Genomic DNA, 24,233 nt, shown 5'->3' with positions numbered 1-24,233 from the left:
CATGACTAATCTAGTTCAAATTCATTTTTCCAAGCATCATCTTGTTTCCAAGGAATTTGTTCGGACTTGGGAAGCAAGTAATTTTCCAAAACCAGATAGTCCATTTCGGTTCGCATGAAACAGCGGTAAGCATCCTCTGGAGTGCAAACAATGGGTTCGCCTCGGACGTTGAAAGAAGTATTTACCACAATTGAACAGCCCGATCGCTTTTCAAAATGGCTGATTAAGTCATAGTAGCGAGGATTCGTTTCTTTGTGAACAGTTTGAATGCGAGCCGAGTAATCGACGTGGGTGACAGCCGGAATCTCCGATCGCGGAATGTTGAGCTTTTCAATGCCAAACAACTGCTCTTGTTCGGGAGTCATCGGAATGCGGAGACTGGATTTGACAGGTGCTACCAATAGCATATAAGGACTAGAATGGTCAATCTCGAAATAATCCGCAACTCGTTCGGCTAAGATTGACGGAGCAAAAGGTCGAAAAGATTCCCGATATTTAATTTTCAGGTTCATCACGGACTGCATTTTAGCACTGCGGGGATCGCCAATGATCGATCGACCACCCAGAGCCCGGGGCCCAAATTCCATCCGCCCCTGGAACCATCCCACCACATTTCCCTGTTCCAAAATTTCCGCCAACTGCGGCATTAATTCGGCATCGTCCAATCGATGATAGCTAGCTTTGACAGCATCCAAATATTCGAGAATTTCTGCTTCAGTAAACCTCGGGCCCAAATATGAGCCCCGCATTTGATCGTGACAAGTTAAATGAGCAACAGACTTCGCCACAGTTGCCACCGCTTGGTTCGCAGTGAGAACTTCAGTCCTCTCCTCAACCGCTGCGTTTGTAGTGACAAGTTCAGTTTTGAGGGATTCTATACTATTTGCTGTCGAGTTGGCGATCACAGTGCGAGTTTGTTCGCAATACTGATACCAAATCGCCAAAGCCGCGCCCAAAGCACCGCCAGCATCTCCCGCCGCCGGCTGAATCCAAATATCTTTGAAAATACCTTCCCGCAAGAGTCTGCCGTTAGCAACACAGTTGAGAGCAACGCCGCCGGCCAGACAAAGATAATCGACATCCAATTCTTTTTTAACTGTTCTGCAAAGTCGCAAAACAACTTCTTCGGTAACAACTTGAATGGAAGCTGCAATGTCCATTTCTCGCTGAGTCAATTTTCCTTCAGCTTGACGCGGCGGCCCTTCAAACAGTTCGTCAAACTTCTTGTTTGTCATGGTTAAGCCAACTGTATAGTTGAAATAATCCATGTTCAAACGGAAAGTTCCGTCATCTTTGAGGTCGATTAAATAGTTGAGAATCTTATCTACATACTTGGGTTCGCCGTAAGGTGCTAAACCCATGAGTTTGTATTCGCCAGAGTTGACTTTGAAGCCGGTGTAATAGGTGAAAGCTGAATAAAGCAAACCCAAGGAGTGGGGAAAATCGATTTCCCACTGAGGTGTCAGTTGGTTCCCGTCTCCCAACCAAACCGAGGTTGTTGCCCACTCGCCCACGCCGTCGAGGCACAAAACGGCTGCTTTTTGAAACGGGCTGGGGAAAAATGCCGATGCTGCGTGGGATTGGTGGTGTTCGGTAAATAGCAGAGATGGCAGTTTATTTGTTTTGCAGTTTGCTATTGCTGCCAGATCTCTTTTGAGCATGGTTTTGAGGTAAAGCTTTTCTTTGAGCCATATCGGCATGGCGGCTAGGAAAGAGCGAAAACCTTGGGGTGCGTAGGCTAAATAGGTTTCGAGAAGGCGCTCGAATTTGACTAAAGGTTTGTCGTAAAAGACTATTTGATCGAGTTCCCGCAAATCTATTTGCGCTTCTTTCAAGCAATAAGCGATCGCATTCTTAGGGAATCTGGCGTCATGCTTTTTGCGGGAAAATCTTTCTTCCTGCGCTGCTGCTATAATTTCTCCGTCGCGAATTAAGGCTGCGGCGCTGTCGTGATAGTACGCCGAGATTCCAAGTATGTTCATCGCTCTCCTCACAAATCGCAATGCGTTTGCTTTTGACTATTTAGAATAGCTAACGATTATAGCTGCATAAGTGCTGATTGGGAATTGAATTTTGCGATCGCCTCTAATTTTACCTGGATTGATGTCGGTGGGCAGCCCTCGGGCGATCGGCTCTTAGACAGCATTTAACTTAGCGCCGGCTTATCCTGCGCCCCCAAGCTCTGAAGTAAGTTGCCACCGGGAATTGATAAAATTCACCGATCAACCACAGCACAATGCCTAAATGCGACAAAAAAGCTAAGCCTGTCCAAGCTACGGGCAGCCACGACAACCGGCTGCCGGGAACCGGGGGAAAATAGTAAGCTGAAAGTCCCAGCAAGGTAGTGGGAAGGAAAACTAGACCAATAGCCGCTGCCAAGTAGGGCCATCCGAATTCTACCCCTTCGAGGTGCGCTCCTATCCACTGTTTGCCGTTCCAGTGCCAAGTTACGGGCGGTTGGCGGTCTGCCATTTGGAGCGATTGTCTTTCAACGCTTGCGGTATAAATGTGCTGGCAGAAGTTGCAAGCTAGGGCATCCATCATCGGCATGGTAGAAATTTGACCGGTGCGGCACACGGGACAGGGATATGTATCTTGAGGGTTGAAAGGTCGGGTTGATTTTTTGAAAATCTGCATAGATCAGGCTGTTTGTCAAGATATTGAGCGATCTTAACAAAGTACAGAGATTATGGGTTGGCTGATGGCGGTTTTTGTATCTAGATTAGATATCTTGCTCTCGTCAAATTCACCCCCCTTATTAAGGGGGGAAACAAGAATAATCTTGCCCCCTCCCCTTACTAAGGGGAGGGTTGGGGTGGGGTGCATTGTATTTTTGCAAGAGTTCTATTGTTGGTGATTTAACAGGTTTTTTCAGGCCTACTCGCCCCTACAGGTTAATGCGGCTTGATATTAGACCTCTTCAATAATTATTATTGTGGAACAGGCATCCTGCCTGTTCAAGACTGGCAATTCTTGCGATGTCTATTGAATGATTCGGATTAATTGCGGTGATTGTTGCTGTACCGAATTCTGGCTCCTGCCCAGTGAAGTTTTTCCCTCAAAGTGTTGAAATAAGAATAGTTTTCCCGCAAAATAATAAACTGGGCTTCGCAGTCTGCCCTCCGCACGTCTACGCGCTGTCCTGGCCAAATTGCAGTACCCAAAATGCCGTCTGTCCAGAGTTTGGTACTGAGTTCGTAATCTGCTAAAGGCCAAATGCTGACGACTGAACCGGGCGGGAGGACGATCGCCCGACTGGATAAACTCAAAGGGCAAATCGGAGTAACTGCGATCGCCTCCATTCCCGAGTGCATAATCGGCCCGTTGGCAGATGCGGTGTAGCAAGTCGAACCGGTGGGAGTTGCCACAATTAAACCGTCGCCTTGATACTGATCGACTACTTCGCCGTCAACTTCCATTTCTAGAATACAGCTCGGCATTCGATCGGCTGAAGCAGGTTTGACACACATTTCATTTAGTGCCAAAAATCGATCGCTTTGGGGTTCGAGATTGGTTCTGTTTCCCTCAAAAACTGTTGCCTGCAACATCATCCGCGTCTGCACAGCATACCTGTCTTCCGCAAGTCTGTCCCAAATCTCCTCAGTATTTTGGAAATCCTCAAAAGACTCGGTTAAAAAACCCAGATGTCCCCCCACATTCGCTGCCAAAATCGGGATGCCATCAGCCGCCAAATTCCGCGCCGCAGCTAGGGCAGTACCGTCGCCCCCCAGAACTACCGCTAAATCAATTGGGGTATTACTAGAAGCTAAAAACACCGGATACGGGTTATCTTTCGGGCCACTGGGCCCCATTAAAACCTGACAGCCGCGACTTTCTAATTGGCGGGCACACTGTTCTGCCCACCGCTGGCTGAGGGTATCTCTGGCTTTGTGGGCGATAATTACTTGTTTTAGTTGCACAACCTATCGATTTTAGATTTTAGATTTTGGATTTTGGATTGTTAGATTTTAGACTGAATTGCCGCGATCGTCCCGGTCGTAGTGCACATCGATTTGAGATTTGAGATTTGAGATTTGGGATTTTAGATGATTAGATTTTAGACTGAATTGCCGCGATCGGGACGATCGCACTGTACTCGGAAAAATATTATTCCGATGCCGCAGGGCATCTCCCCTCGGAGACTCTCCCTCTGGTTTATAGTAATTCCAAAAAGTAATCCAATTTTTGGTAAGCTGCAAACCCTTATCTCATATCAATTCCGGTTAGATCGGAATGATTAAACCACAGAGGACGCAGAGGAAGGGAAGAGAGATGAATAATTCCGATGAAGGGCGGATTTGATATCATCTGTTATGCCCAATTCTTTAATCGAAACGAAAATCTAAAATCTAAAATCTAAAATCGTATTACCCGTCGCTGCGGCTGGATTTGGGCCGTGGCCAGATAATGCTGGAATCGGCCGCGAGTAGGCTAGAAACTGCGCTCGCCCCAAAGCGGTTGAGGTGGCTGGGGTCAACAAAATAGTCATTGCGGCCAGGCCACCGCTGGGACAAGTCGCGGAAAGCGAAGCCTTTTTGCCGCGAGAGTTGCTGCATTCGCTGCCGGAACTGCTGTTCGGCCCGCAGGCGAGTTCCGTCTAAATAGTCGTTGGTGAGGGGTAAATTGACGAAAATTAGGGGAATTTTGCGAGCTTTGGTAAATGCTACAACTGAATTAAAGGCTGTTGCTTGTTTGCCTCCGAGGTTGAAGTTTTCGTAGTCGCGATCGTACTGACCTGAAACGTAAGCGCGTTCTCGATAATAAGTGTTGGGATTGTACTTGCCCGACATAGCCATGAATCCGTTGGAGTCGATCGAATCTGCCAATTGGTTGACTTGTCTGATGGCTACTGTTGTCCGTCGTGAGACTGGAATCAATTGTGCTTTTTGAGTTGCTGCATCCGCTGCGATTGGTTTTAACTCATATCTTGCAGCATTCTCAGCAACGGGCAAGATGCCCGTTCCACTAGAGAGGGATTTGATTGTGGGGAGTAGGGGTTGGGTGTCAGCAACGGGCAAGATGCCCGTTCCACTAGAGAGGGATTTGATTGTGGGGAATAGGGGTTGGGCATCTTGCCCGCCCGTGAAAGGTTGATCGATAGAGGTAAATGCTTTGCGGAAAGTGTTGTTAGCGCAGGGCTGCGGGAATCTGTAACACACCGGAATCACATTCGGTTCATCCAACTCCAGTTGGGGGCGAATGCCTGCTGCTAAAAGTTGGCTGCCTTCAGAATCGACGATCGAATTAAAAGTGCGATCGTCTCGGCCGCTGTTAAATGCCCGCACACCATCCGCCCAGACAATCATTTGAGGCAAATGACCGGGCTTCAAAAGTCGCCGCAGTTGAAAGTCAACTACTTGTGCAGTTGCGCCGTTGACTGAAAAGTTAAATACTTTTAAGCCCGGACGGCCCCTTTGGGCCAAAGATTGTTTTAGTTGTTTGGGATCGACGCCCTGCAATGCGCGGGAACTGCCGACAATCAAAACATCTGGTGGGCCGACCGCAGCAACGTAGGATAGGTAAAGTTGTAGTTGTTCGTTGAGCAAATCGCTGCTGAAGCTTACTGTACTGGCTTGCGATCGGGTTGCGCTCGCTTGCTGCTGGGAATAAACCAGGTTTCTCATGTACTCGATTACTTTTTTCTCCGCAAACGCCCGTCTGGGACTGCCGGGGGGAACGGCTTGCATCCAAGCGACGGCCTGCACCCACAAGGCGGCTACTTCGTCCCAGTCTTCTTTTGAATTGGCTGATTGAGCCAAATTAGAAGCTTGGGTGGCAAAGTTAATTGACTCCGTGAAGGCATCGTTTTGCGGGCAAGAGGGAACGCTGAGGGATTTTCTGGTTTTGTTGCGGTTTTGAGCTAACAGAGACGTTGGGGACTGCGCTAGGACGGCGGATTCGATCGAACCCGATGGCGCTGCGGTGTTGAGTGGCTTCGTTGACGAACATCCCAAAGTTACGGCTAGCAAGGCGGCTGCGGCGCAGGTACGTTTGAGGATTCTGGTGCTGATGCTAGCAATGTAGCGGCGAATCATAAAGCTTTCAGCGATCGCGAAACATTACTAGATATTACTAATTATCCGGCGGATCGAGCAATTAGCTCAAACAGATGTTTTAACCATTCTATAAAAATTAAGGCGATCGGGGAATCGCAGCTAAGCACCTGCGCTGTTATTGCTTGTCCCATCGGCATTGCAGGCGTTTTCTGCCATGCCAGCCAAGTGTGGATTAGCGCTTTGGGATGATGAATGAAAGTGTAGCGGTTAAGTCCGGCTTGTTCGAGCTCTTGTAAAATTGCTTCGGCTTTCGGATGCAGGGTGTCGCCAGGGGGGATGAGATAGGCGACAAAATCTTCTAACATTCCAGGAAGTTGATTGTTTGGCATCAACCAAACTCCGACGCGAGGCAAGTATGGATCTGAAGGTGTGCAAACCCAGCCTTCGGGAGGGGGAAATTGGGGGATGTCTCGATAGCCGATCGAACTCAGTTTATCTTTAAGAGATTGCCACCGCCCACTTAAATTGCGATCGGCATCTACCACAATTCCCAACGTGCGTAAATTCTCTGCTTTCAATCTTTCTGGCAAGCCATTTAGCAGCGCATCAACTCCTTGTGTACCTTCTTTTGTACCTTCTTCTTGCGGTACTTCGACGGAAAATGTTTCTGGCAGTTGATCTTGCTGGCACAAAGCCCAGATTACGTGTCTGTCATTCTTACCTTCTACCAATAACTGTTGAGGTTTTGATTGAGGAGGTTTTCGTGCTTTTGGCATCAGCGCACCTCGATACTTTGGCGCACTGCAACGGACAATTCATCGGGAGTGTATTCAACTGCACGAATATCCTCGCCGCGCCGGCTCAAGCGAAATAATTTGCCAACAGAACTATCTTCTGACTGTTCTAACGCTTCTTGAAATGCGGCTATGCAGTCCCAACTGTGGGTAGTTGCAAAGACTTGAACGTTCAACCGCTTTGCTGTTTCAAATATCAATCGCCACATATCAGTTTGCGTTTGATAGTAAAGACCTGTATCAATTTCATCAACCAACAAAAACCCATTCTCTGATGAGACGGCTGCCATTGCTATACTAAAAATTCGTTGCATACCATCTCCCATACTGCCTAGAGGAATTGGGTGATTCTGTCCTCTAATTTTAATCAAAATACCACTGTTATTAGTGGGATTACTGGTAAAACTAATACGTTCTACATCTGGTTCTAAGATTTGCAGTGCTGCTACTACGCTTTCTTCTTTTGGTGTCAGTGTAATAGCATCCCAAAACACAGCCATTTCGTTAAAAGTTATTGCCGTAGTTTTGAGTAAATTAAAATTATCTTGACTGGAACCAACAAGCGATAAATAGTTATTATTTCTCTCGGTCAATTTAGAAGAAACTAGATGAGCAATAGAAGCATCGCGCAGCAGTGAAATTTTGACTGTGGCATTCTGATTGTAGTAAGCAATTAATTCCCATGCTAAAAATCTTGTTTCTAGTTCTTCAGCTACCGGAATTATCACTTGTTGGTTTGTAGGGTTTGCTTGGATTTTGAGTGAGAGTTGTTCTTCTTTCTGGGATTGAATGTAAATGCTTCGATCTGGGGTTAGTTGATGTCCGTAAAAAATATGTTCAAATTCATACTTGCTGCGGTTTACTGCTTGATCCGATGCAAGTTGAGTTTTTATGTTGCTCATTTCGCCACGGCCATTTAGCACATCAAACAAAGCTTGAATACTCTGTTGTTGGACTAATAAATAAATGGCTTCCAAAAAAGTAGTTTTACCACTATTGTTCTGACCGACTATCAGATTAACCCTAGCTAACTCGTCGATATGAAAATCTTTAAAACAGCGATAATTTTGGATGGTGAGATCGCGCAACATGGATTCCTCGCATATTAACTATATTCTATAATTTCTCCGTTCAGACTAGAAACCAGTATGGGATTCTATGACTGCTTCGGCTTGCAGGGCGATCGACCTCAATTTATCCAATGTATCCTGGTTCGCACTCTGCCACAACCCCCGCTGACGAGCTTCTAGCAATCTTTCCGCCATATCTCGCAGTGCCCAAGGATTGTTTTCTTGAATAAATGCCTGCACTTTCTCATCAAAAATGTAAGCCTCTGCGATTCCTTCATACATAAAATCTTCTACACAATTTGCCGTAGCATCGTAAGCAAACAAAAAATCAACAGTTGCTGCAATTTCAAACGCGCCTTTATAACCGTGTCGCATCGCACCTTCTATCCATTTGGGATTCACAGCCCTGCTGCGATAAACCCGCGCAATTTCTTCCCGCAGTTGCCGCACTTTCGGATTCTCAGGAATTGAATTATCTCCGAAATAGGTTTCAGGATTTTTGCCTTGCAAATTGCGAATTGCGGCCGTCATTCCCCCTTGGAATTGATAATAATCGTCGGAGTCGAGGATGTCGTGTTCGCGGTTGTCTTGGTTTTGCAGAACTATTTGCATTTGGCCGAGGCGTTTTTCAAATGCTTCGGGTGCAGAACATCCCCATTCACCCCCCCTAACCCCCCCTTGTAAAGGGGGGGGACAAGAGTTGGAATTAACCCCGCCTTGTAAAGGAGAGGAATTAGATTTAGCCCCCCCTTGGTAAGGGGGGGTTGGGGGGGTATTCTCTGGTGGTAAAGGAGAGGAATTAGATTTAGCCCCCCCTTGGTAAGGGGGGGTTGGGGGGGTACTTGTATAGGCGTAACTGCTCCAATTAATGTAAGCTTTTGCTAAATCGGCGTCGTTTGTCCAGTTTTGAGCTTCAATTATGCCTTGAAGTCCTGCGCCGTAAGCACCCGGTTTTGAGCCAAACACTCGAAATTGCGATCGCCCTTGCGCCTCTTCCTGACTCAAACCTGTAGATTCCCAATACAAAATCTCTTCCTTAACTTGTGCTGCTAAAGGGTTGTTTTCTGGCGATTCGTCTAAATCTGCCACAGCTTTTACCGCACTGTCAAACAAATCAATTAAATTAAAAAAAGCATCGCGGAAAAATCCCGAAATTCGCAAAGTAACATCAACGCGCGGCCGCCCCAAAACAGAAACTGGCAAGATTTCAAAATCTACAACCCGGCGCGAAGGGCCATCCCAAACTGGTTGAACTCCTATCAGCGCCAAGGCTTCGGCTATGTCGTCTCCCCCCGTCCGCATGGTGGATGTTCCCCACACGGACAAACCCAAAGTTTTCGGATATTCGCCGTTTTCTTGGGTGTATCTTTCGATTAAAGTTTCAGCGGCAACTCGGCCAACTCTCCAGGCGGTTTCTGTGGGAATGGCGCGGATATCTACTGAGTAAAAATTGCGACCTGTGGGCAATACGTCTGGTCTGCCGCGAGTGGGCGCGCCGGATGCGCCGCTGGGTATGTGCCGCCCATCTAGTCCGCGCAACAGGTTGGTAATTTCTTGGTTTGTTTGGAGGAGTGAAGGTAAAAGATAGTTGTTTATCCAGTCTAATTCTTGTTGGGTTGCTTCTCCGATTTGGAAATTTTTAACTGCAGATGAACGCGGAGAAACGCGGATGTTTTCGATTAAATTATCTACTAATTCAGCGGCTTTTTCTTCGAGTTCTGCTGTTAAATCGCCTGCTGTGCGGTGCTGAATTATTGAGGTGGGATCGGCCGTTAACGGGTCGAAATCGTAGCCTGAGTCTGCTGCTAGGGCGCGGGTTAAGCCCGATCGCCCGTTGGTGGGATGGCGGGCGATCGCAATTATCAAATCTCTCAACTGTCTACCTTCGGGACACTGCCCGAAAATGTGCAATCCGTCGCGAATTTGGGATTCTTTGAGTTCGCAAAGATAGCCGTCTGTGCGGGTAATAAATTCTGTAAATTCCGATTTATTTAGTTGTATTCCTAAGTCTTTATCTAAGTTTTCTTTGTTGGTGAGGGCGAGAATGCGATCGCGAATCATGGGCAATCTGGACGGATCTAAACTTTGGGCTTCGCAATACTCATCAATTAAGGTTTCCAACTGCTGCAAAGGCCCGTAGAGTTCGGCGCGAGTCATCGGCGGTGTCAGGTGGTCGATAATCACGGCTTGCGATCGTCTTTTTGCTTGGGAACCTTCCCCCGGATCGTTGACAATGAATGGATAAAAATTCGGCATCGCGCCTAACGCTACTTCTGGATAACATTTGTTAGACAATGCTATACTTTTACCGGGAAGCCATTCTAAATTGCCGTGTTTTCCAGCATGAATTATAGCGTCAATTCCCAACTTTTCGCGCAGCCAGTAATAGTAAGCTAGATAATTGTGAGTTGGTTCTAAGTCGGGTGCATGATAGTTCAAACTAGGGTCAATTTCATATCCCCGCGATGGTTGAATTCCTACAAATACATTACCGAACTGAATCCCCGGAATCGGAAAAGACGTATTGTTACTTATAAAGTCTTGTGCATAGCTTCCCGGAATCCCCCATCTTTTACAAATCCCATCTTGCACTTCCTGCGGCAAACTAGCAAAATATTCTTCATATTCTGCCAAATCCAAAGATTGATGAACAGGCCGCAATTCGCGTCCTTCCGGGTCATTTGTCACGCCCGAAGTCAGGAGTTCAATTAACTCGTTGCCGCTAGCGGGGATGTTTTCAATTTGATACCCAGCTTGCTGCATAGCTTTGAGGATTTCGACACAGCTAGCGGGTGTATCTAAGCCGACGCCGTTGGCTAAGCGGGCGTTGCGAGTGGGGTAATTTGCTAGAATTATGGCGATGCGTCTGTTAGCGGCTGGGGTTTGTTTCATTTTCACCCAATTCGCGGTTAAATCTGCTACAAATGAAATGCGATCGCCCGCTGCTACATAGCCTACTACATCTGTTTCTAATTCGCTGTTCCAAGTCTGTACGGCTTTAAAAGAAACAGCCCTAGTAATGATTTTTCCGTCTACTTCCGGCAATGCTACATTCATCGCCACATCCCGGGGCGAAAGCCCCTGAAGTTCGGTTTCCCACTGTTCCAAACCGCCACCGCTGAAGATTGCTTGCAATACGGGAACGTCTAAGGATTTTAAGCTGTTTTGTGCCGGTTCTTGACTGCTGAAACCGGAGACTGCAAAACTTGTGGTGTTGAGCAATAATTGAATTGGTTCTGATTCTTTAGGTTGGAAATATTCCAGCAATTCTATTTGCAAATCTGGTTCCCGCAAAGAAGACACAAAGACGGGAACTGGGACTAAATTTCGCTCTGCTAGAGCTTGACAAAGTGCATCAATTGGTGCTAAGTTTCCTGATAAGTAATGAGCACGATAAAATAAGATTCCGACTTTAGATGTAGTTGGTAAACCCGGAGATCCCCCCCAGCCCCCCTTAGCAAGGGGGGAGGAAGAAGTTGTCAAAGTCCCCCTTGTTAAGGGGGATTTAGGGGGATATGAATCTGGTTGTAAAGTTGCAAAACACGCCCGCGCCTGTCCGCCCCAATCATAAATTCCGACGCGGGAAACTGTTTGAGGTAGGGGTGGATTGTAAGCAGTTTTCAGGCAAGTATCGGCTGCAAATTTGAGTGCGTTAACAAAGTTTTGGACTCCGCCTTCTGTGAAGTAACGCCACAGTTTATTGACTGCTGATAGCGATACATTTGAATGGCTGATTAAATCGGGATCGGGACTGTCTTCTCCCGGCATTACAATCAGTGAGGCGTTAGTTTTTTGCACCGTTTCTCGCAGAATTTCTAACCCGTAAGACCAATAAGAACGCCCTCCTAAAAGTCTTAAGATTATTACCTCTGCGCGTTCTAAAACTTCCTCGGCATAAGTATCAATTGTTAGTTGTTGCTGCAACTGAAGCAGGTTTACTGCCCGCACTTTGGGGAATTTTGCCGGCATTTTGGATGCGGCGGCTGCGAGTGTTTGAATGTCGGTGTCAGCAGCACTAATAAATACTATTGGTGCTGGGGTTTGCTGAATAAAAATTACTCCTTCTGCTTGAGGGTTCCAACCTCCGGGTGTGGCTGCTATTTTGTGCATTAATTTTTTTTATCTTAATAAATAGTGAGAGAAAGTGCGATCGCCTTGAGTATAACATGACTTATAGATAAATAAAGGCTAGGGCTTGTTTCTCAACCCGGACATCCCCGCCCAACCGAGAGAGGGCGGGCACGGGGAGTAGGGGTCGCACCGCCCCTAAATTCGGGGGGAGAATGAGCGTCAATCGATTTTAGATTTTAGATTTTAGATTTTAGATTTACTTGCGCGAGATAAATGCGGGGGCAATAAGTGATTTTCGATTTTCGATTTTGGATTGATTCCACGGATAAATCACGTGGCGAATACCCTCAAGAAATTCGTGGTCAAAGTCCGGGAAATCTCAACCTATAAACTGATAAATAAAACTCCCAAAATCATGATTCCGGCCCCTAATAATCTTTGTTGAATATCTTTTTCCTTAAAAATTAAATGACCGAACAATACACCCATTAACACGCTAGTACGCTTAATCGCGATCACTTGCACTACGAAAGTTAATGTCAAAGCTTGCATTTGAAAAAGCACTCCAATAGCATTGAAAGACCCCATAGCAGCTAGCATTGGTAATTGTTTGAGAATTTTTCGCCCTGGATTTGGGGTTTTGTGCAATAAAACTGGCAGTAGCAAGACACTGATTGTACCAAACAAAGAGAATAACCAAAAAATAGGGGAGGAATTTGTAACTCCTATTTTGTCAAAATTTGAGGCAATACTCCATAGCAATGCGACGATTAACATCAATTTTGGCCCTGGTTCATCCAGGAGTGCTTTGAATGGGGCTAAATATCCTTTAGATTTCTCTTTTATATTTAATAAATAAGAGCCGAGTACGATTAGTAAAATGCCAATATAATCAAAGATTTTGGGATATTCCCCGACAATTAATGGTGAAGTTACCAACATAAATAATGGTGTCAAAGCTACCAGCGGTAGTGTGAGGGATAAATCTGATACTTTGATGGCTTTGATGTAGAGGAGGGATGTGACAGCGTTGATGCTACCTCCGATTAATAGGGCGAGCCAAAAATGAGAGTTTAATGGCGGAATTCCTGTATATAATACCCAGGGAATCAAAAAGATGACTGAAAAAAATGAGAGAGACCAAGCTACAACATATTCGTCACTTTTTTTGAGATTTTGTTTGCCAAAAACGTCTTTGACGGCTTCAAAGAAAGCGGTCAAGAGTCCTAAAATTAACCAAGTCATCCTAAATATGCGCTCCTGACTCGCTCGTCGTTTAGCAAATCTGCTCCAATACCTGTGAGAGTAATGTTACCAGCTTCTAGCACGTAACCCCGATCGGCAATTTGCAGTGCTAAACTGGCATTTTGTTCGACTAAAAGGATTGTAACGCCCGTGGAGCGCAGGTTTTGAATAATTGCAAAAATTTCTTTGACGATCGCAGGTGCTAAGCCTAAACTAGGCTCGTCTAATAATAGCAGTTTAGGGCGCGACATCAACGCGCGGGCGATCGCCAGCATTTGCTGTTCCCCGCCGCTGAGGGTTCCTGCTAGCTGGCGGCGCCTTTCTGCTAAGCGGGGAAATATCTCAAATTGGCGCTCTAAATCGGCTTTTACAGCCGCCGAGTCCGATCGAATATAAGCCCCTAATTCTAAGTTAGTTAACACCGTTTGCTGCGCCAAAACCCGCCGCCCTTCTGGACTGTGGGCGATTCCCAATTTCACAACTTCGTGAGCTTGGCGGCGGCTAATATCGCGCCCGCTATAAATAATTTGTCCGTGGTGTATATTAACTATTTTGGAAATAGCCCTGAGTGTGGTACTTTTGCCCGCACCGTTGGCACCGATGAGACTGACAACCTCGCCCGCATTTATCGTGAGATTAATATTTTGTAGGGCTTGAATGCCACCATAATTTACAGAAAGGTTTTTGAGTTCTAAGAGAATGTTTTGGGTTTTTTCTGGCGGGGTGTCGTGCATTTTGTGTTACTTTGAGGTAGATTCCGATTTACCGTTGGGTGGGGGCGGGTTTATGAAATTATTGGTCTTAGGCAATTATTGTTGGTGAAACCCGCCCCTACAGAATGCGTGAGAATGGTGCAAGATGTGAGTTTTATCCAATTTCGCTATATCTACATTTCATCTCCCAAATAAGCCTCTATCACAGCCGGATCGTTCCTCACAATAGCAGGCTCGCCCAAGGCAATAAGCTGACCGAAATGCAAGACGGCAATTCGATCGCACAATCCCATAACTAGCGGTACATGATGCTCGATCAATATTACAGTTAAATTGAATTGTTGGCGCACTTCGCGGATAAATTCGCTTAATTTATGCTTTTCATTGGGATTCATCCCCGCTGCAGGTTCATCTAACAGCAATATTTGCGGTTCTAGGGCTAAAGCGCGGGCAATTTCTAAGCGCCTCTGGTCGCCGTAGGGCAAGTTTTTGGCTTGTTCGCCCGCGCGATCGCCCAATCCGACTAAATCCAACAATTCTAAGGCTTTTCGCTGGGTTTTGCGTTCCATTGCGTTAGATGCTGGCAAGCCGAAAATCCCCGCCAGCACCGATAAAACTGGATTGCCCGATCGACTGTGGATGTGTCGGGCGATCGCCACATTTTCCACAGCAGAAAGTTCCCCAAACAACCGGATATTTTGAAAAGTTCTGGCAATACCTTTATTAGCAATTTGATAAGGCTTCAATTGGGAAATATTTTCATTTTGATAAATCAGGTTGCCACTAGAAGCAGGTATCAGTCCAGTCATTAGATTAAATAGAGTTGTCTTGCCCGCGCCGTTAGGGCCGATTAATCCAAAAATTTCGTGTTTTTCAACTGTAAAAGATACGTTGTTTACAGCAATTAAACCACCAAATCGGCGAGTTAATCCTTTGGCTGCTAAAACAGGATTGCTGCTTGAGACGGTAAGGGGTTCGGAAATCATAAACAAATCATAGAATATAAGATATCTAATTATGCCTTAGACTGCGGAATGTTCTTAAAGTGCGGCTTTTTAAGCAGTATTTAGGGCGATCGATTTCACCACAGACAAGCACAAATTTAGAGCACCCGGAGTCCTGAAACAGTTTGATGAGAATGTATACACAATTATTCAAATGGCTGAGACGGCTCATCAAACACAAGGATTCTGACCCATGACGAAGCACTGCCGACAAAGATTAGCTACCGTAATTGCCCTCTCGTTTCTATCTTTCACATCCCCTTTGCTGTTGACTCGCAATGCTGCGGCTGGAATTGGGGACGAACCCACAGCTAATCCCAAAGAGATTCCCTCCCTCACCGAGAAGTTAAATATTAACGATGAAACGGCACTTGATGCAGCTATTAAGCTGTTACGAAAAATAGGTGAACCAGCCATCCCTGATTGGATGGAAGCTTTGCAGGCTCAGAATTTGTCAGTCCGCCAGAGTGCTGCTGAGGTTCGGAGACAAATGGGCCTCCCTGCTATTCCTGCCCTTGTCAAAACCTTGAAAGACTCAGATGTGTCGGTTGGTGCAGAAGCTAAAACTACACTGCCGCAGCTAATTCTCTTGCTAAAAGACTCGGATGCAGAGGTGCGTAGCCGTGCAGACTATGCTTTGGGAAGGATTGGTGCAGAAGCTAAAACTGCTGTGCCACACCTAATTCTGTTGCTGAAAGACTCCGATGCAAATGTGCGTAGCCGTGCAGCCAATGCTTTGGGAAAGATGGGTGCAGAAGCTAAAACTGCTGTGCCGCAGCTAATTCTGTTGCTGAAAGACTCCGATGCCACTGTGCGTAGCCGTGCAGACTATGCTTTGGCAAGGATGCGTGCAGAAGTTAAAACTGCACTACCACAGCTAATTTCCCTGCTTCAAGACTCAGATGCAACTGTGCGTAGTAGTGCAGCCTCTGCTTTGGGGATGATTGGTGCAGAAGCTAAAACTGCACTGCCGCAGCTAATTATCTTGCTGAAAGACTCCAATCCAAATGTGCGTAGTAGTACAGCCTCTGCTTTGAATAAAATCCGTGCAAAAGCTTAAACTGCAATGCGGCAGCTAGTGCCTGTTGACAAGGTGGAATTTAGAGTTAAATACTGACAGAATCGGCGCTGATTATAGGAATATGTACATTAGCCAACCAGACCCGGATCTTTGCAAACAAATCCGTGTGTTTGATGAACAATGTCAGGCTTTTACTTTTGTGAGGCCGGGAGTGGAGGGCGATCGAGCTTGGTGTTATTTCAAGAATGGTGTGCCGTCGCCAAGTCTGAGAGAAGGCCGGAATTCTAGTATTAGACCGAGGTGGTAACAGAAAGAGGGAAACGAAATGTTTTTAACGTTTCCCTTTGCAAGGTCAGCATTTCAACGGTCTAAAGTTCTGATTGAGTGACTCCAACTAGCCTTTGTAATCTTACCAGTCGCTTTCCCCAGTCCGTTCCAATCGCCTTGTTAGGTCGCTTTCGACAATCGTTCCTCCCAAGTTGCGACCAAAAAAGCTGCCATTGAACCCGCCAAGTTGACAGCAAGTGCAGCGTGTCGAGGAGAAGGTTTAATAGCTTGTTTCCCTTTACCATGAGCATCACTAAGCTTATTACGTAAAGTACCAAGTCCTGAAATCACACTCTGGCAACCACCAAGAATTTGTTTAAAAACCTCTTCTTGATGTTGTTGAGGAGCCAGATTAAGTTGCTTAGCCGTTTCATAATATAGTTTAGGCAAATCATCTTTATCACTATGATAAATGCCTGCTTCATCCAAAATGTGTTTACAAACCGATTCGATTAATGTACGCGCCATAGTAATCGCTGCTTCTGGATCTTGATTTCGGCGTTCAAGAGCTTTTTGCCAAGCAATATGAACCTGTTCTGTATCGAAATTGATAAGAATGGCGGAAATATCATCATCTGCTGGTTGAGCCACAATAATATTTTGCTCTAGAGACGCAATCAATGAACCAAATTCTTCCCATATAAACATCCTTCGTTCTTGGTAGGTACCGAACTTTGCTTTAATAAAACCCCAGAATTTTGAGATTTCGTCGCAATTTCTAACAAATTGAGGAAGGCGATCTCTGATTGCGCTATCTCTCAATAACTCTAAACGGAGTTTACGGTATTCCCGATCACTGTGATCGCCACCTGTTGCACAAGCAATAAATATATCTTGGAGTTGCCGTACTTTATCTAAGCGTGTCATCATCGTTTCTAAAATCTGAATTCTAACCTCAACATTCTAACCTTTACTAACTCACATTTTCCAATCAACTATCTAGCTTAAGATCGTATAGCTTTATTTTCATCTTTTTTGTGATGCCTCACTAACTACAACTATTAAACATGGTGTTCCCAAGGATCGCCATTTAGCTAAGATTCCCGGTGCAAAAGATACCGACTTTCTGCCGCAAGAAATCACATCGCGCTATAATATTACAATTGCCGTACCGCTTCAATCTCCTCAAGCCGTCTCGCCTGGGTAATCTTATGACGATGTACGTACCGGATTCGCAGCCTTCGCAAACAAAAGTCCTCCCTACGATGTACGATCTACCCAGTGAAGACCCGGAGGAGCCTGGTTTGCCTGACGAATTCCACGAGTTTCAACCCGAACTGCTGCGCCTAACCTGCCGCCCCGCTAACCATCCGCCAGAACAAATATTTATAGCGACAGACCTCAATCTCTACTACGATTCTAACCATCTCAATTGGTACAAAAGACCTGATTGGTTTGTCGTCTTGGGGGTTCCGAGATTTTATCGAGGTGACGAATTGCGCCTCAGCTACGTGATGTGGCAAGAAAATGTCAGTCCTCTGGTAGTAGTAGAACTCGTGTCACCTGGAACTGAAGATGAGGATTTAGGAATCACAGAAGAAACACGAAATAAACCGCCTACTAAGTGGCGAGTTTACGAACAGATTTTGCAGATTCCTTACTACTTTGTTTTCAGTCGGTACAACAATCAACTGAGAGTATTTCGCTTGATTGGCAATCGTTACCGCGAACAAGTTTTAACCGAACCCAGATTCTGGATACCGGAATTAGAATTAGGTATAGGTTTGTGGGAAGGTTGTTATCAAGGTTGTTCGAGGTTGTGGCTGCGGTGGTACGATGTCAGTGGCGATTGGGTTCTGACTCCAGAGGAGTTTGAAAGGCAGCGAGCTGAATTAGAAAGTCAACGAGCTGAATTAGAAAGTCAGCGAGCAAACCGATTAGCCGATCGACTCCGAGCAATGGGCATTAATCCAGAGGAGCTGTAAAATTAAGTAGCAGCGCGAAATACTGTCTGCGGTGTCCATAAAAACTTATTAACTAAAAATAAATTATGCCAGACTCTACCTCATTGCGCGATCGCTACCTAGCCCTAATCGACAAAATTGTCGAAATCACCCTCAAAGGTCAAATTCGCTCCAAAGAACAAGTTTATCAAATGCTGGTGCAAGACATTAGTACCGGTACTGGCGAAATCTTTGAACGCTGTTTCGGTGAACGCCTTGATGCCGCCGAAAATCAACTCAGAAATGAAAAAGACGAAATCAAACAAGCAAAGGCAAATCGCACCCTCCGAGCTCTCAAAACCATCCAAGGAGAATGGGAACGCTGGCAGAAAGATAACCGCGTCGATCGCGAAATTGCCTCCTCAATCCAACAAATCGTTAGTGCCGAATCTAACGCCCGCCTCCTGGCATTATTGCAAGTAATCGATCCGAATAAAGAACATCCGCTGACTCTGGCTCAATTGCAGCAATTAGCCAAATCTCTGCACCAACAAATGCTGCAAACTGCCAATCCCGAAACCGAACAAGATTTGCAGCAAATAACCGCCGGCATCGCTAAAGGTTTAGAATCTTGGCAGCGTTTGGAACCGGAACTTGTGGGCTGGATTTATCAGCCGCAGCAGCTAGGATTTGCCGGTAGTCCCGAAGAAAATGGGCCTTGGGCTTTTTGGGCCAAAAAAGTTAACAGTCCCTTTCCCCAGGCTCTTTTGAAGACTATTGCGCTCGGTGAATCTGTAGTTCAATTCGCAGCCCAGCAATCGAATTTAGATTTAGGCATATTGGTGGAAGTGGCGATTATTTTGCAGTGCTTGCAGCGGGCGTTGGCGACATGGTTTGACAAGCAAGTTTACGATTCCAAAGTGTCAACAAAAGCTTCAATTTCTACTTACATTACTTTTGCGGTAATTTGGAGTCAGCTAGCTAGTGGGTTTAATAATTCTACCAAGAGTGGGGAACAGTTGGCAAATGCTTGTTTTCAAGTAACTTTGCAAATTTTGCGTGCTTTTTCTCAGCGAGAATACTTTCCGCTTTACGGCGGGATTTTTGCTTCATTTGATGGTAAAGCTCTGCGGCATACTTTGGATTATTTAGACGAACCGCTGCGCCGAGTTGAAGGCACTCAAGCGAAAGCTCGGATTCTGACGCTTTTGGGTTATTCGATGCAGGCGGCTGGGGCTTACGAGCGATCGCTCTTGCTGCACAAGCAAGCGCTGGAAATTGCCCGTACCGAAGGAGACAAAGCTTGCGAAGTTGCCAATCTCAATCACATCAGCCGCAACTATGTTGCTCAAAAAAATTATCAGGAAGCGATTAATTACAGCCAGCGGGCTTTAATTATGGCACGACAAGCGGGAGAAAGGCAAGGCGAGGCAAATGCTCTAGCTAATTTGGGTTACAGTGAAGTGTTTCAAGCGCGGCAGTTGGAGGAGGTGGAACCGGAGGTTTATGAGAGTGCGATCGGTTATTTGGAACAAGGTTTGTTGCTATCGGAAAAATTGGGAGACAGGCAAAGTCAAGCTTTTTGTTCCAGCAGTCTCGGTATTGCTAAAATCGCCCTAGAAAATGCTGAAGGTGCGATCGAATATTTGCTCAAAGGTTGGCAAGCGGCTCAATTCTCAGGGGATTTATATTTGCAAGGTCTGAATTTGGCTTACTTGGCTCAAGCTTATTACAGAATCAACTCACTAGAAAAAGCGATATTTGCGGGCAGTTTGGGGATGTATACTTTGGAGCAAATTGGTGCGATGGAGTGGCGTCAATCGGCTGGTTTGTTGACAATTTTGCGGGGTCAAATGGGGGCTGAATCTTTTAAACAAGCTTTGGCTAAAAGTCGAGCGAATATCATTCCGGCGATCGGTGTTGATGGCTACGATTACATCCCGGAGTTGCTGGAAAAATACCAGCAATCTATTTAACTTTTTGTGGAACAGGCCGGAAAGCCTGTTGCTGACAGAGGTTTAAGGTGTCAGTTCTAACTCACCGAAAATCACCATTATCAATCAGTCTTTCATGGGCGGGCAGGATGCCCAACCCCTACTCCCCACAAGAAAATTTAATTTTTGTGGAACAGGCATCTTGCCTGTTCTGATGTTTTTTGATGCACCCCAACCTCCGAATAATTAATGCTCAACTATCACCGGCGTACCAACTGCAACTTTCTCAAATAAAGCCTGTGCATCTTTGTCAAACATTCTGACACAACCGTGAGAAGCCGCCCCCCCGATCGACTCTGGATTCGGAGTACCATGAAAACCAATCACATTCTTGCCATCCGTCCAAAACCCCATCCACCTACTCCCTAATGGATTGTCTGGCCCCGCAGGAATAAGTTCTCCTGTCCAAGGATTTTGCCAAACTGGATCTTTGATCATTTGCATCACTTTAAAATTGCCTGTAGGAGTTTCCCAGCCGCCTTTTCCCACAGCAACCGGGAAACTGGTTTGCACCTTATTTTGTCGGTAAACATAGACGCGGCGTTCTCGCAATTTCAGCACTAAACGCACTTCCTCAATAGGATTTACCGCAGGCTTTGGTTCCTGGGGAAGATAACGAAATGGTTCTCCCAAGGGCGGCAGTTCTGGGGTTCCGAGATTCGGCAATTGTGTCTCGGATGTTGGCCGCTGCGCTGCGATCGCACTATTACTTGAATTAGCCACCAGTTCGGCAGCCGCCTGCTGCTGTACGGCGACCGACAGCGCCACTGCACTCAAGCTCAGGACAATTAACTTGTTAAATAAAAATTTGCTGTTCACCATTTTTTTGTTCGCTAAACTCCTAACCAGCAGTTCCTACAAAGTTCCTATCTAATTATCCGCAAACTGCACCCGATCTGAAAAGTTTTGACGACAAGTTTTGACATAGCTTTTTGACGGCAACTGCGCTGCACAGTTTTTAGTTGAAATTCCACCACTGATAACTTGTAACTCAACACAAAGCTTAGGCAATAATACCAAAACCACAAGGTTTTTATAAGCTGCTCAGTGGAGTTACGCAAGAGAATGTCGTTAAAAAACCCGCTTTTTGCGTAAATCTTGCAAGAAAATGATTAAATTTGACCTCCGACTAATTTGATTTTTTAGCAATGGCCAGCGGGCGATCGAGTATTCAAACTATGGCGCTGCTGTATCCGGCAAGCACAATCTGTCTTTAGGTAGAGTTCCTCCCAGCAACAGTTAGGTTGGCGGAAAAAAACTGCTAAGGTCGATCGAATAAACTCAATATATCACGGCAACACTCTAGAGATGCAAACCGCTGAACTTGTTGTAAATCGGGAACTTATGATGTAAAATTTAGTCTTTCAATACTTGTTCGATAATCTTTTTTTGAGATTGTCATAAATTTCCTACTCTGGGGATTAAACTGGATTAGGTATAGAGGTTGGGACTTTCGTGCAGCGGAAGCAAACCCGACCCTGAATAGCAGTTAATGTGAGGTTTCAATGCGTCTTCAGAACATCAAATTATTGACAGGTGCAACACTGTCGGTGCTAATTTCGGCGGTCTCAGTACATCCTGCGATGGCTAACCCTGCAACTCAAATAGCCCAAACGCAGACCACCACAACAGCAAACACTACAACCATTGTCGGTTTTGTCAAAAGTATTGTCGGCGATGTAGTAACTATTCGCGAAGAAAGCGCGCCGTACAGGACTCTCAGGGTTCAAAGATGCGTCCTGAGAATTATTGGCTTAGTACCGGGAATGAAAGTCAGAGCCACCGTCGCCGGATCTCAGATCCAAAATATCGCGGTGATCCCCGATTATAAGGTTGTAGCCACAACGGTTGCTCGTCCCGCAACCCCAGCACCGGCACCGCGTCCGGCCCCAGAACCGCCACCGCGTCCGGCTCCTCGTCCGGCTCCTCGTCCGGCTCCGATTCCGGCTCCCCGTCCTATTCCGGCTCCGGCTCCCCGTCCGGCTCCTGTGAGAGGACTCTGGTAAAGCTAGGTTATACCATTTTCGATTTTCGATTTTCGATTTTCGATTGAAGATTGGCAATGACAATCAAGCAGTTTGATCCGGGGCCCTTGGATTCATTCGTGGGCTCGCTTTCTTCAATCTAAAATTTAAAATCTAAAATCTAAAATCTAAAATCGATTGACTGATCAAGCTCAAGGTTTGGATCGCAGGTCTACAGTTGCATTCTTTTTTGCAACTGATATGAGTAAGCAGAATTAAGCCACCGCGTGCGCGGTGGCTTCGCTGTTTAGGATCGTGAATTAAATAATTTGCATAAGCCTGTGGGATGGGCGTCTCGCCCGCCCCTTATAGACGGGCGAGACGCCCATCCCACAAGAAAATCACCATTGCAGGTTATTTAATTCTCATTTCTTAATAGAAGTTAGAATAATAGAATTGTCCAGCAATTGTGGAGAAATCGCTGCTATGTATTATCTGCGTTTCTTGCTGCTAATTCTGCTGTTGCCGATGATTGCGTGCGATCGAGCTACAGATGCGATCGCCCCTGCTGTTGGCGACAACGGCCCCCTGTCGCAAATTCCCTCCCGTGCACCGGTGGCAAATGTTGGGACAAATCAAATTGTACCGACCAAACCGCTGTCGGCGCAGCCAATCCGCATTGTTGCAACTGCTTTGCCGCAACCAGGAGCCAGCGAAAGCGCCTCAAAACCTCCTCAAGTAGTACCGATTCCCGCATCGCCCGTGCTGCGAGTGCCTCCTGGCTTTGTCGTCAACGTTTTTGCTGACAATTTAGACGCTCCCCGATGGCTAGCTTTGACGCCTACAGGCGATGTTTTGGTAACAGAAACCCGGCAGAATCGGATTACGCTGTTGCGAGATGCCAACGGCGACGGCGTTGCTGAGGTTCGCAAGACTTTTGCAAGTGCCCAAAACGGGTTAAATATTCCCTTTGGCATGGCTTTTGCCGATCGCTATTTTTTCCTCGGAAATACCGCTGAAGTCCGCCGATTTCCCTACACAAAAGGGCAGGAACAATTGACAGGTACTGGTCAAAAAATTGCCGATTTACCGGGCGGCGGCTACAACCAACACTGGACGCGAAATGTTGTCGTTTCCCCCGACAAGAGCAAGCTTTTCGTATCAGTTGGATCGCAGTCTAATGCCGATGTCGAACCGCTGCCGAGGGCGTCTGTTCAAGTCATGAATTTGGACGGCAAGAACCAGCAAATTTTTGCTTCGGGTTTGCGAAATCCGGTGGGATTGGATTTTCACCCAAAAACCAATCAACTCTACACGACAGTCAACGAACGCGACGGTTTGGGAGATGATTTGGTGCCCGATTACTTGACAAGAATTCGTCAAGGCGAGTTTTACGGCTGGCCTTACACTTATTTTAAGCCGAATTTGCTCGACCCGCGCCACGCTAGAAATGGCAATAGCGATCGACCTGATTTAGCGGCTAAAACATTAATGCCAGACGTGCTGTTTCAGGCGCACTCGGCCGCTTTGGGGCTTCAGTTTTACGACGGCAAAACGTTTCCCAAAAGATTCCTGAACGGGGCATTTGTGGCGTTTCGCGGCAGTTGGAATCGCAACGCTGGAACTGGTTATAAAATCGTGTTTGTACCTTTTAATGCGGCGAACGGACGCCCTCAAGGTTATTATGAGGATTTTCTGACTGGTTTTCTGACAGATCCGTCGGGCCCGAAAACTTGGGGGAGGCCGGTTGGTTTGCTGGTTTTACCTGACGGGAGTTTGCTGTTTACTGAGGAAGCGAACAACCGGATTTATCGGGTGCAGTATCGCCGCTGACGATTGGGCGTTCGATAAATTCTTCACCCTCGTATACTTTTCGTTGAATCAAGAATTTATCTTCTTTTCTAATTTCATATCATGTCCGATCGATTAACCATAATATCCCGGTAGGGGCGGGTTTTTGAGATGATCAATTATTGGCAGGTATTGTTGGCTCACGGGCCCCTACCAAAATCGGGGTCGCTCGACCGGACATAATTTCACTATTCAATTTGAGATTCGCTGGGTTGCGGCGGGTTTTGTAACCCACATTCCGCACCCCCAACTGGCACATACGCGGATTGAGGAAGTAAAAGTGAATCATCGGAGATAATA

The 24,233-nt window shown here is 46.2% G+C and carries 20 protein-coding genes; 6 read left to right on the top strand and 14 right to left on the bottom strand.

The window, feature by feature from the left end:
* Positions 1–5: 5 nt before the first annotated feature.
* From QUB11_RS20350 to QUB11_RS20300, 11 genes are all read right to left on the bottom strand, one after another.
* Entirely contained in the window at positions 6–1,982 is a 1,977-nt protein-coding gene (locus QUB11_RS20350) for a carbamoyltransferase (RefSeq protein WP_333205769.1), read from the bottom strand.
* A gap of 169 nt (positions 1,983–2,151) precedes the next feature.
* Positions 2,152–2,637: a hypothetical protein gene (locus QUB11_RS20345; RefSeq protein WP_333205770.1), complete on the bottom strand. Its 486-nt coding sequence runs from the start codon at positions 2,635–2,637 to the stop codon at positions 2,152–2,154.
* Between the two features lie 362 nt (positions 2,638–2,999).
* The gene (locus tag QUB11_RS20340; protein WP_333205771.1) at positions 3,000–3,920 is read right to left on the bottom strand and encodes an NAD(+) kinase; all 921 of its coding nucleotides are present in this window, start codon (positions 3,918–3,920) and stop codon (positions 3,000–3,002) included.
* A gap of 48 nt (positions 3,921–3,968) precedes the next feature.
* Positions 3,969–4,199 (bottom strand): hypothetical protein, encoded by a 231-nt coding sequence (locus QUB11_RS20335; protein ID WP_333205772.1) that lies wholly within the window; start codon positions 4,197–4,199, stop codon positions 3,969–3,971.
* Between the two features lie 168 nt (positions 4,200–4,367).
* On the bottom strand, positions 4,368–6,035 hold the full coding sequence (locus QUB11_RS20330; protein WP_333391566.1) for a hypothetical protein: 1,668 nt from the start codon (positions 6,033–6,035) through the stop codon (positions 4,368–4,370).
* 41 nt (positions 6,036–6,076) lie between these two features.
* Positions 6,077–6,772, bottom strand: a complete 696-nt coding sequence (locus QUB11_RS20325) for a DUF3226 domain-containing protein (protein ID WP_333391564.1) — start codon at positions 6,770–6,772, stop codon at positions 6,077–6,079.
* Positions 6,772–7,881: an AAA family ATPase gene (locus QUB11_RS20320; RefSeq protein WP_333391562.1), complete on the bottom strand. Its 1,110-nt coding sequence runs from the start codon at positions 7,879–7,881 to the stop codon at positions 6,772–6,774. The genes QUB11_RS20325 and QUB11_RS20320 overlap by 1 nt, the downstream gene beginning before the upstream one ends.
* 45 nt (positions 7,882–7,926) lie before the next feature.
* The gene (cobN, locus tag QUB11_RS20315) at positions 7,927–11,970 is read right to left on the bottom strand and encodes a cobaltochelatase subunit CobN (RefSeq protein ID WP_333391560.1); all 4,044 of its coding nucleotides are present in this window, start codon (positions 11,968–11,970) and stop codon (positions 7,927–7,929) included.
* A gap of 345 nt (positions 11,971–12,315) precedes the next feature.
* Positions 12,316–13,176: an EamA family transporter gene (locus QUB11_RS20310; protein WP_333205778.1), complete on the bottom strand. Its 861-nt coding sequence runs from the start codon at positions 13,174–13,176 to the stop codon at positions 12,316–12,318.
* Complete coding sequence (locus QUB11_RS20305) at positions 13,173–13,910, bottom strand: ABC transporter ATP-binding protein (protein WP_333205779.1); 738 nt, start codon at positions 13,908–13,910, stop codon at positions 13,173–13,175. Before QUB11_RS20305 ends, QUB11_RS20310 begins: the two co-directional genes overlap by 4 nt.
* 152 nt (positions 13,911–14,062) lie before the next feature.
* On the bottom strand, positions 14,063–14,875 hold the full coding sequence (locus QUB11_RS20300; RefSeq protein WP_333205780.1) for an ABC transporter ATP-binding protein: 813 nt from the start codon (positions 14,873–14,875) through the stop codon (positions 14,063–14,065).
* A 211-nt stretch (positions 14,876–15,086) separates the two neighbouring features.
* Between QUB11_RS20300 and QUB11_RS20295 the strand changes: the two genes are divergently transcribed.
* Together QUB11_RS20295 and QUB11_RS20290 are read left to right on the top strand one after the other, a co-directional pair.
* Positions 15,087–15,953 (top strand): HEAT repeat domain-containing protein, encoded by an 867-nt coding sequence (locus QUB11_RS20295; RefSeq protein WP_333205781.1) that lies wholly within the window; start codon positions 15,087–15,089, stop codon positions 15,951–15,953.
* Between the two features lie 25 nt (positions 15,954–15,978).
* The gene (locus tag QUB11_RS20290) at positions 15,979–16,221 is read left to right on the top strand and encodes a PAN domain-containing protein (RefSeq protein ID WP_333205782.1); all 243 of its coding nucleotides are present in this window, start codon (positions 15,979–15,981) and stop codon (positions 16,219–16,221) included.
* Between the two features lie 140 nt (positions 16,222–16,361).
* Here QUB11_RS20290 and QUB11_RS20285 read toward each other — a convergent pair whose 3' ends face one another.
* A complete protein-coding gene (locus QUB11_RS20285; protein WP_333205783.1) occupies positions 16,362–17,111 on the bottom strand; it encodes an abortive infection family protein in 750 nt (249 codons plus the stop codon).
* A 281-nt stretch (positions 17,112–17,392) separates the two neighbouring features.
* On the opposite strand from QUB11_RS20285, the gene QUB11_RS20280 reads away from it, so the two are divergent.
* Together QUB11_RS20280 and QUB11_RS20275 are read left to right on the top strand one after the other, a co-directional pair.
* Positions 17,393–18,166 carry a Uma2 family endonuclease gene (locus QUB11_RS20280; protein ID WP_333205784.1) on the top strand — a complete coding sequence of 258 codons (774 nt, stop codon included), beginning with the start codon at positions 17,393–17,395 and terminating at the stop codon, positions 18,164–18,166.
* 65 nt (positions 18,167–18,231) lie between these two features.
* Positions 18,232–20,100 carry a tetratricopeptide repeat protein gene (locus QUB11_RS20275; RefSeq protein WP_333205785.1) on the top strand — a complete coding sequence of 623 codons (1,869 nt, stop codon included), beginning with the start codon at positions 18,232–18,234 and terminating at the stop codon, positions 20,098–20,100.
* Between the two features lie 204 nt (positions 20,101–20,304).
* Here the strand turns inward: QUB11_RS20275 and QUB11_RS20270 are convergent, their stop codons facing one another.
* On the bottom strand, positions 20,305–20,940 hold the full coding sequence (locus QUB11_RS20270; protein ID WP_333205786.1) for a L,D-transpeptidase: 636 nt from the start codon (positions 20,938–20,940) through the stop codon (positions 20,305–20,307).
* Positions 20,941–21,623: 683 nt separating this feature from the next.
* Between QUB11_RS20270 and QUB11_RS20265 the strand changes: the two genes are divergently transcribed.
* The gene (locus tag QUB11_RS20265) at positions 21,624–22,124 is read left to right on the top strand and encodes an autotransporter (RefSeq protein ID WP_333205787.1); all 501 of its coding nucleotides are present in this window, start codon (positions 21,624–21,626) and stop codon (positions 22,122–22,124) included.
* Positions 22,125–22,568: 444 nt separating this feature from the next.
* Positions 22,569–23,915, top strand: a complete 1,347-nt coding sequence (locus QUB11_RS20260; RefSeq protein ID WP_333205788.1) for a sorbosone dehydrogenase family protein — start codon at positions 22,569–22,571, stop codon at positions 23,913–23,915.
* Between the two features lie 133 nt (positions 23,916–24,048).
* Here QUB11_RS20260 and QUB11_RS20255 read toward each other — a convergent pair.
* The coding region (locus QUB11_RS20255; protein WP_333205789.1) for a hypothetical protein at positions 24,049–24,233 on the bottom strand (185 nt) is incomplete at its 5' end.

The sequence above is a fragment of the Microcoleus sp. B6-A1 genome (assembly GCF_036705085.1).
Classification (GTDB): domain Bacteria; phylum Cyanobacteriota; class Cyanobacteriia; order Cyanobacteriales; family Microcoleaceae; genus Microcoleus.
Note: the sequence above shows the minus strand (reverse complement) of the source record. Positions and strands in the feature narration are given on the sequence as shown.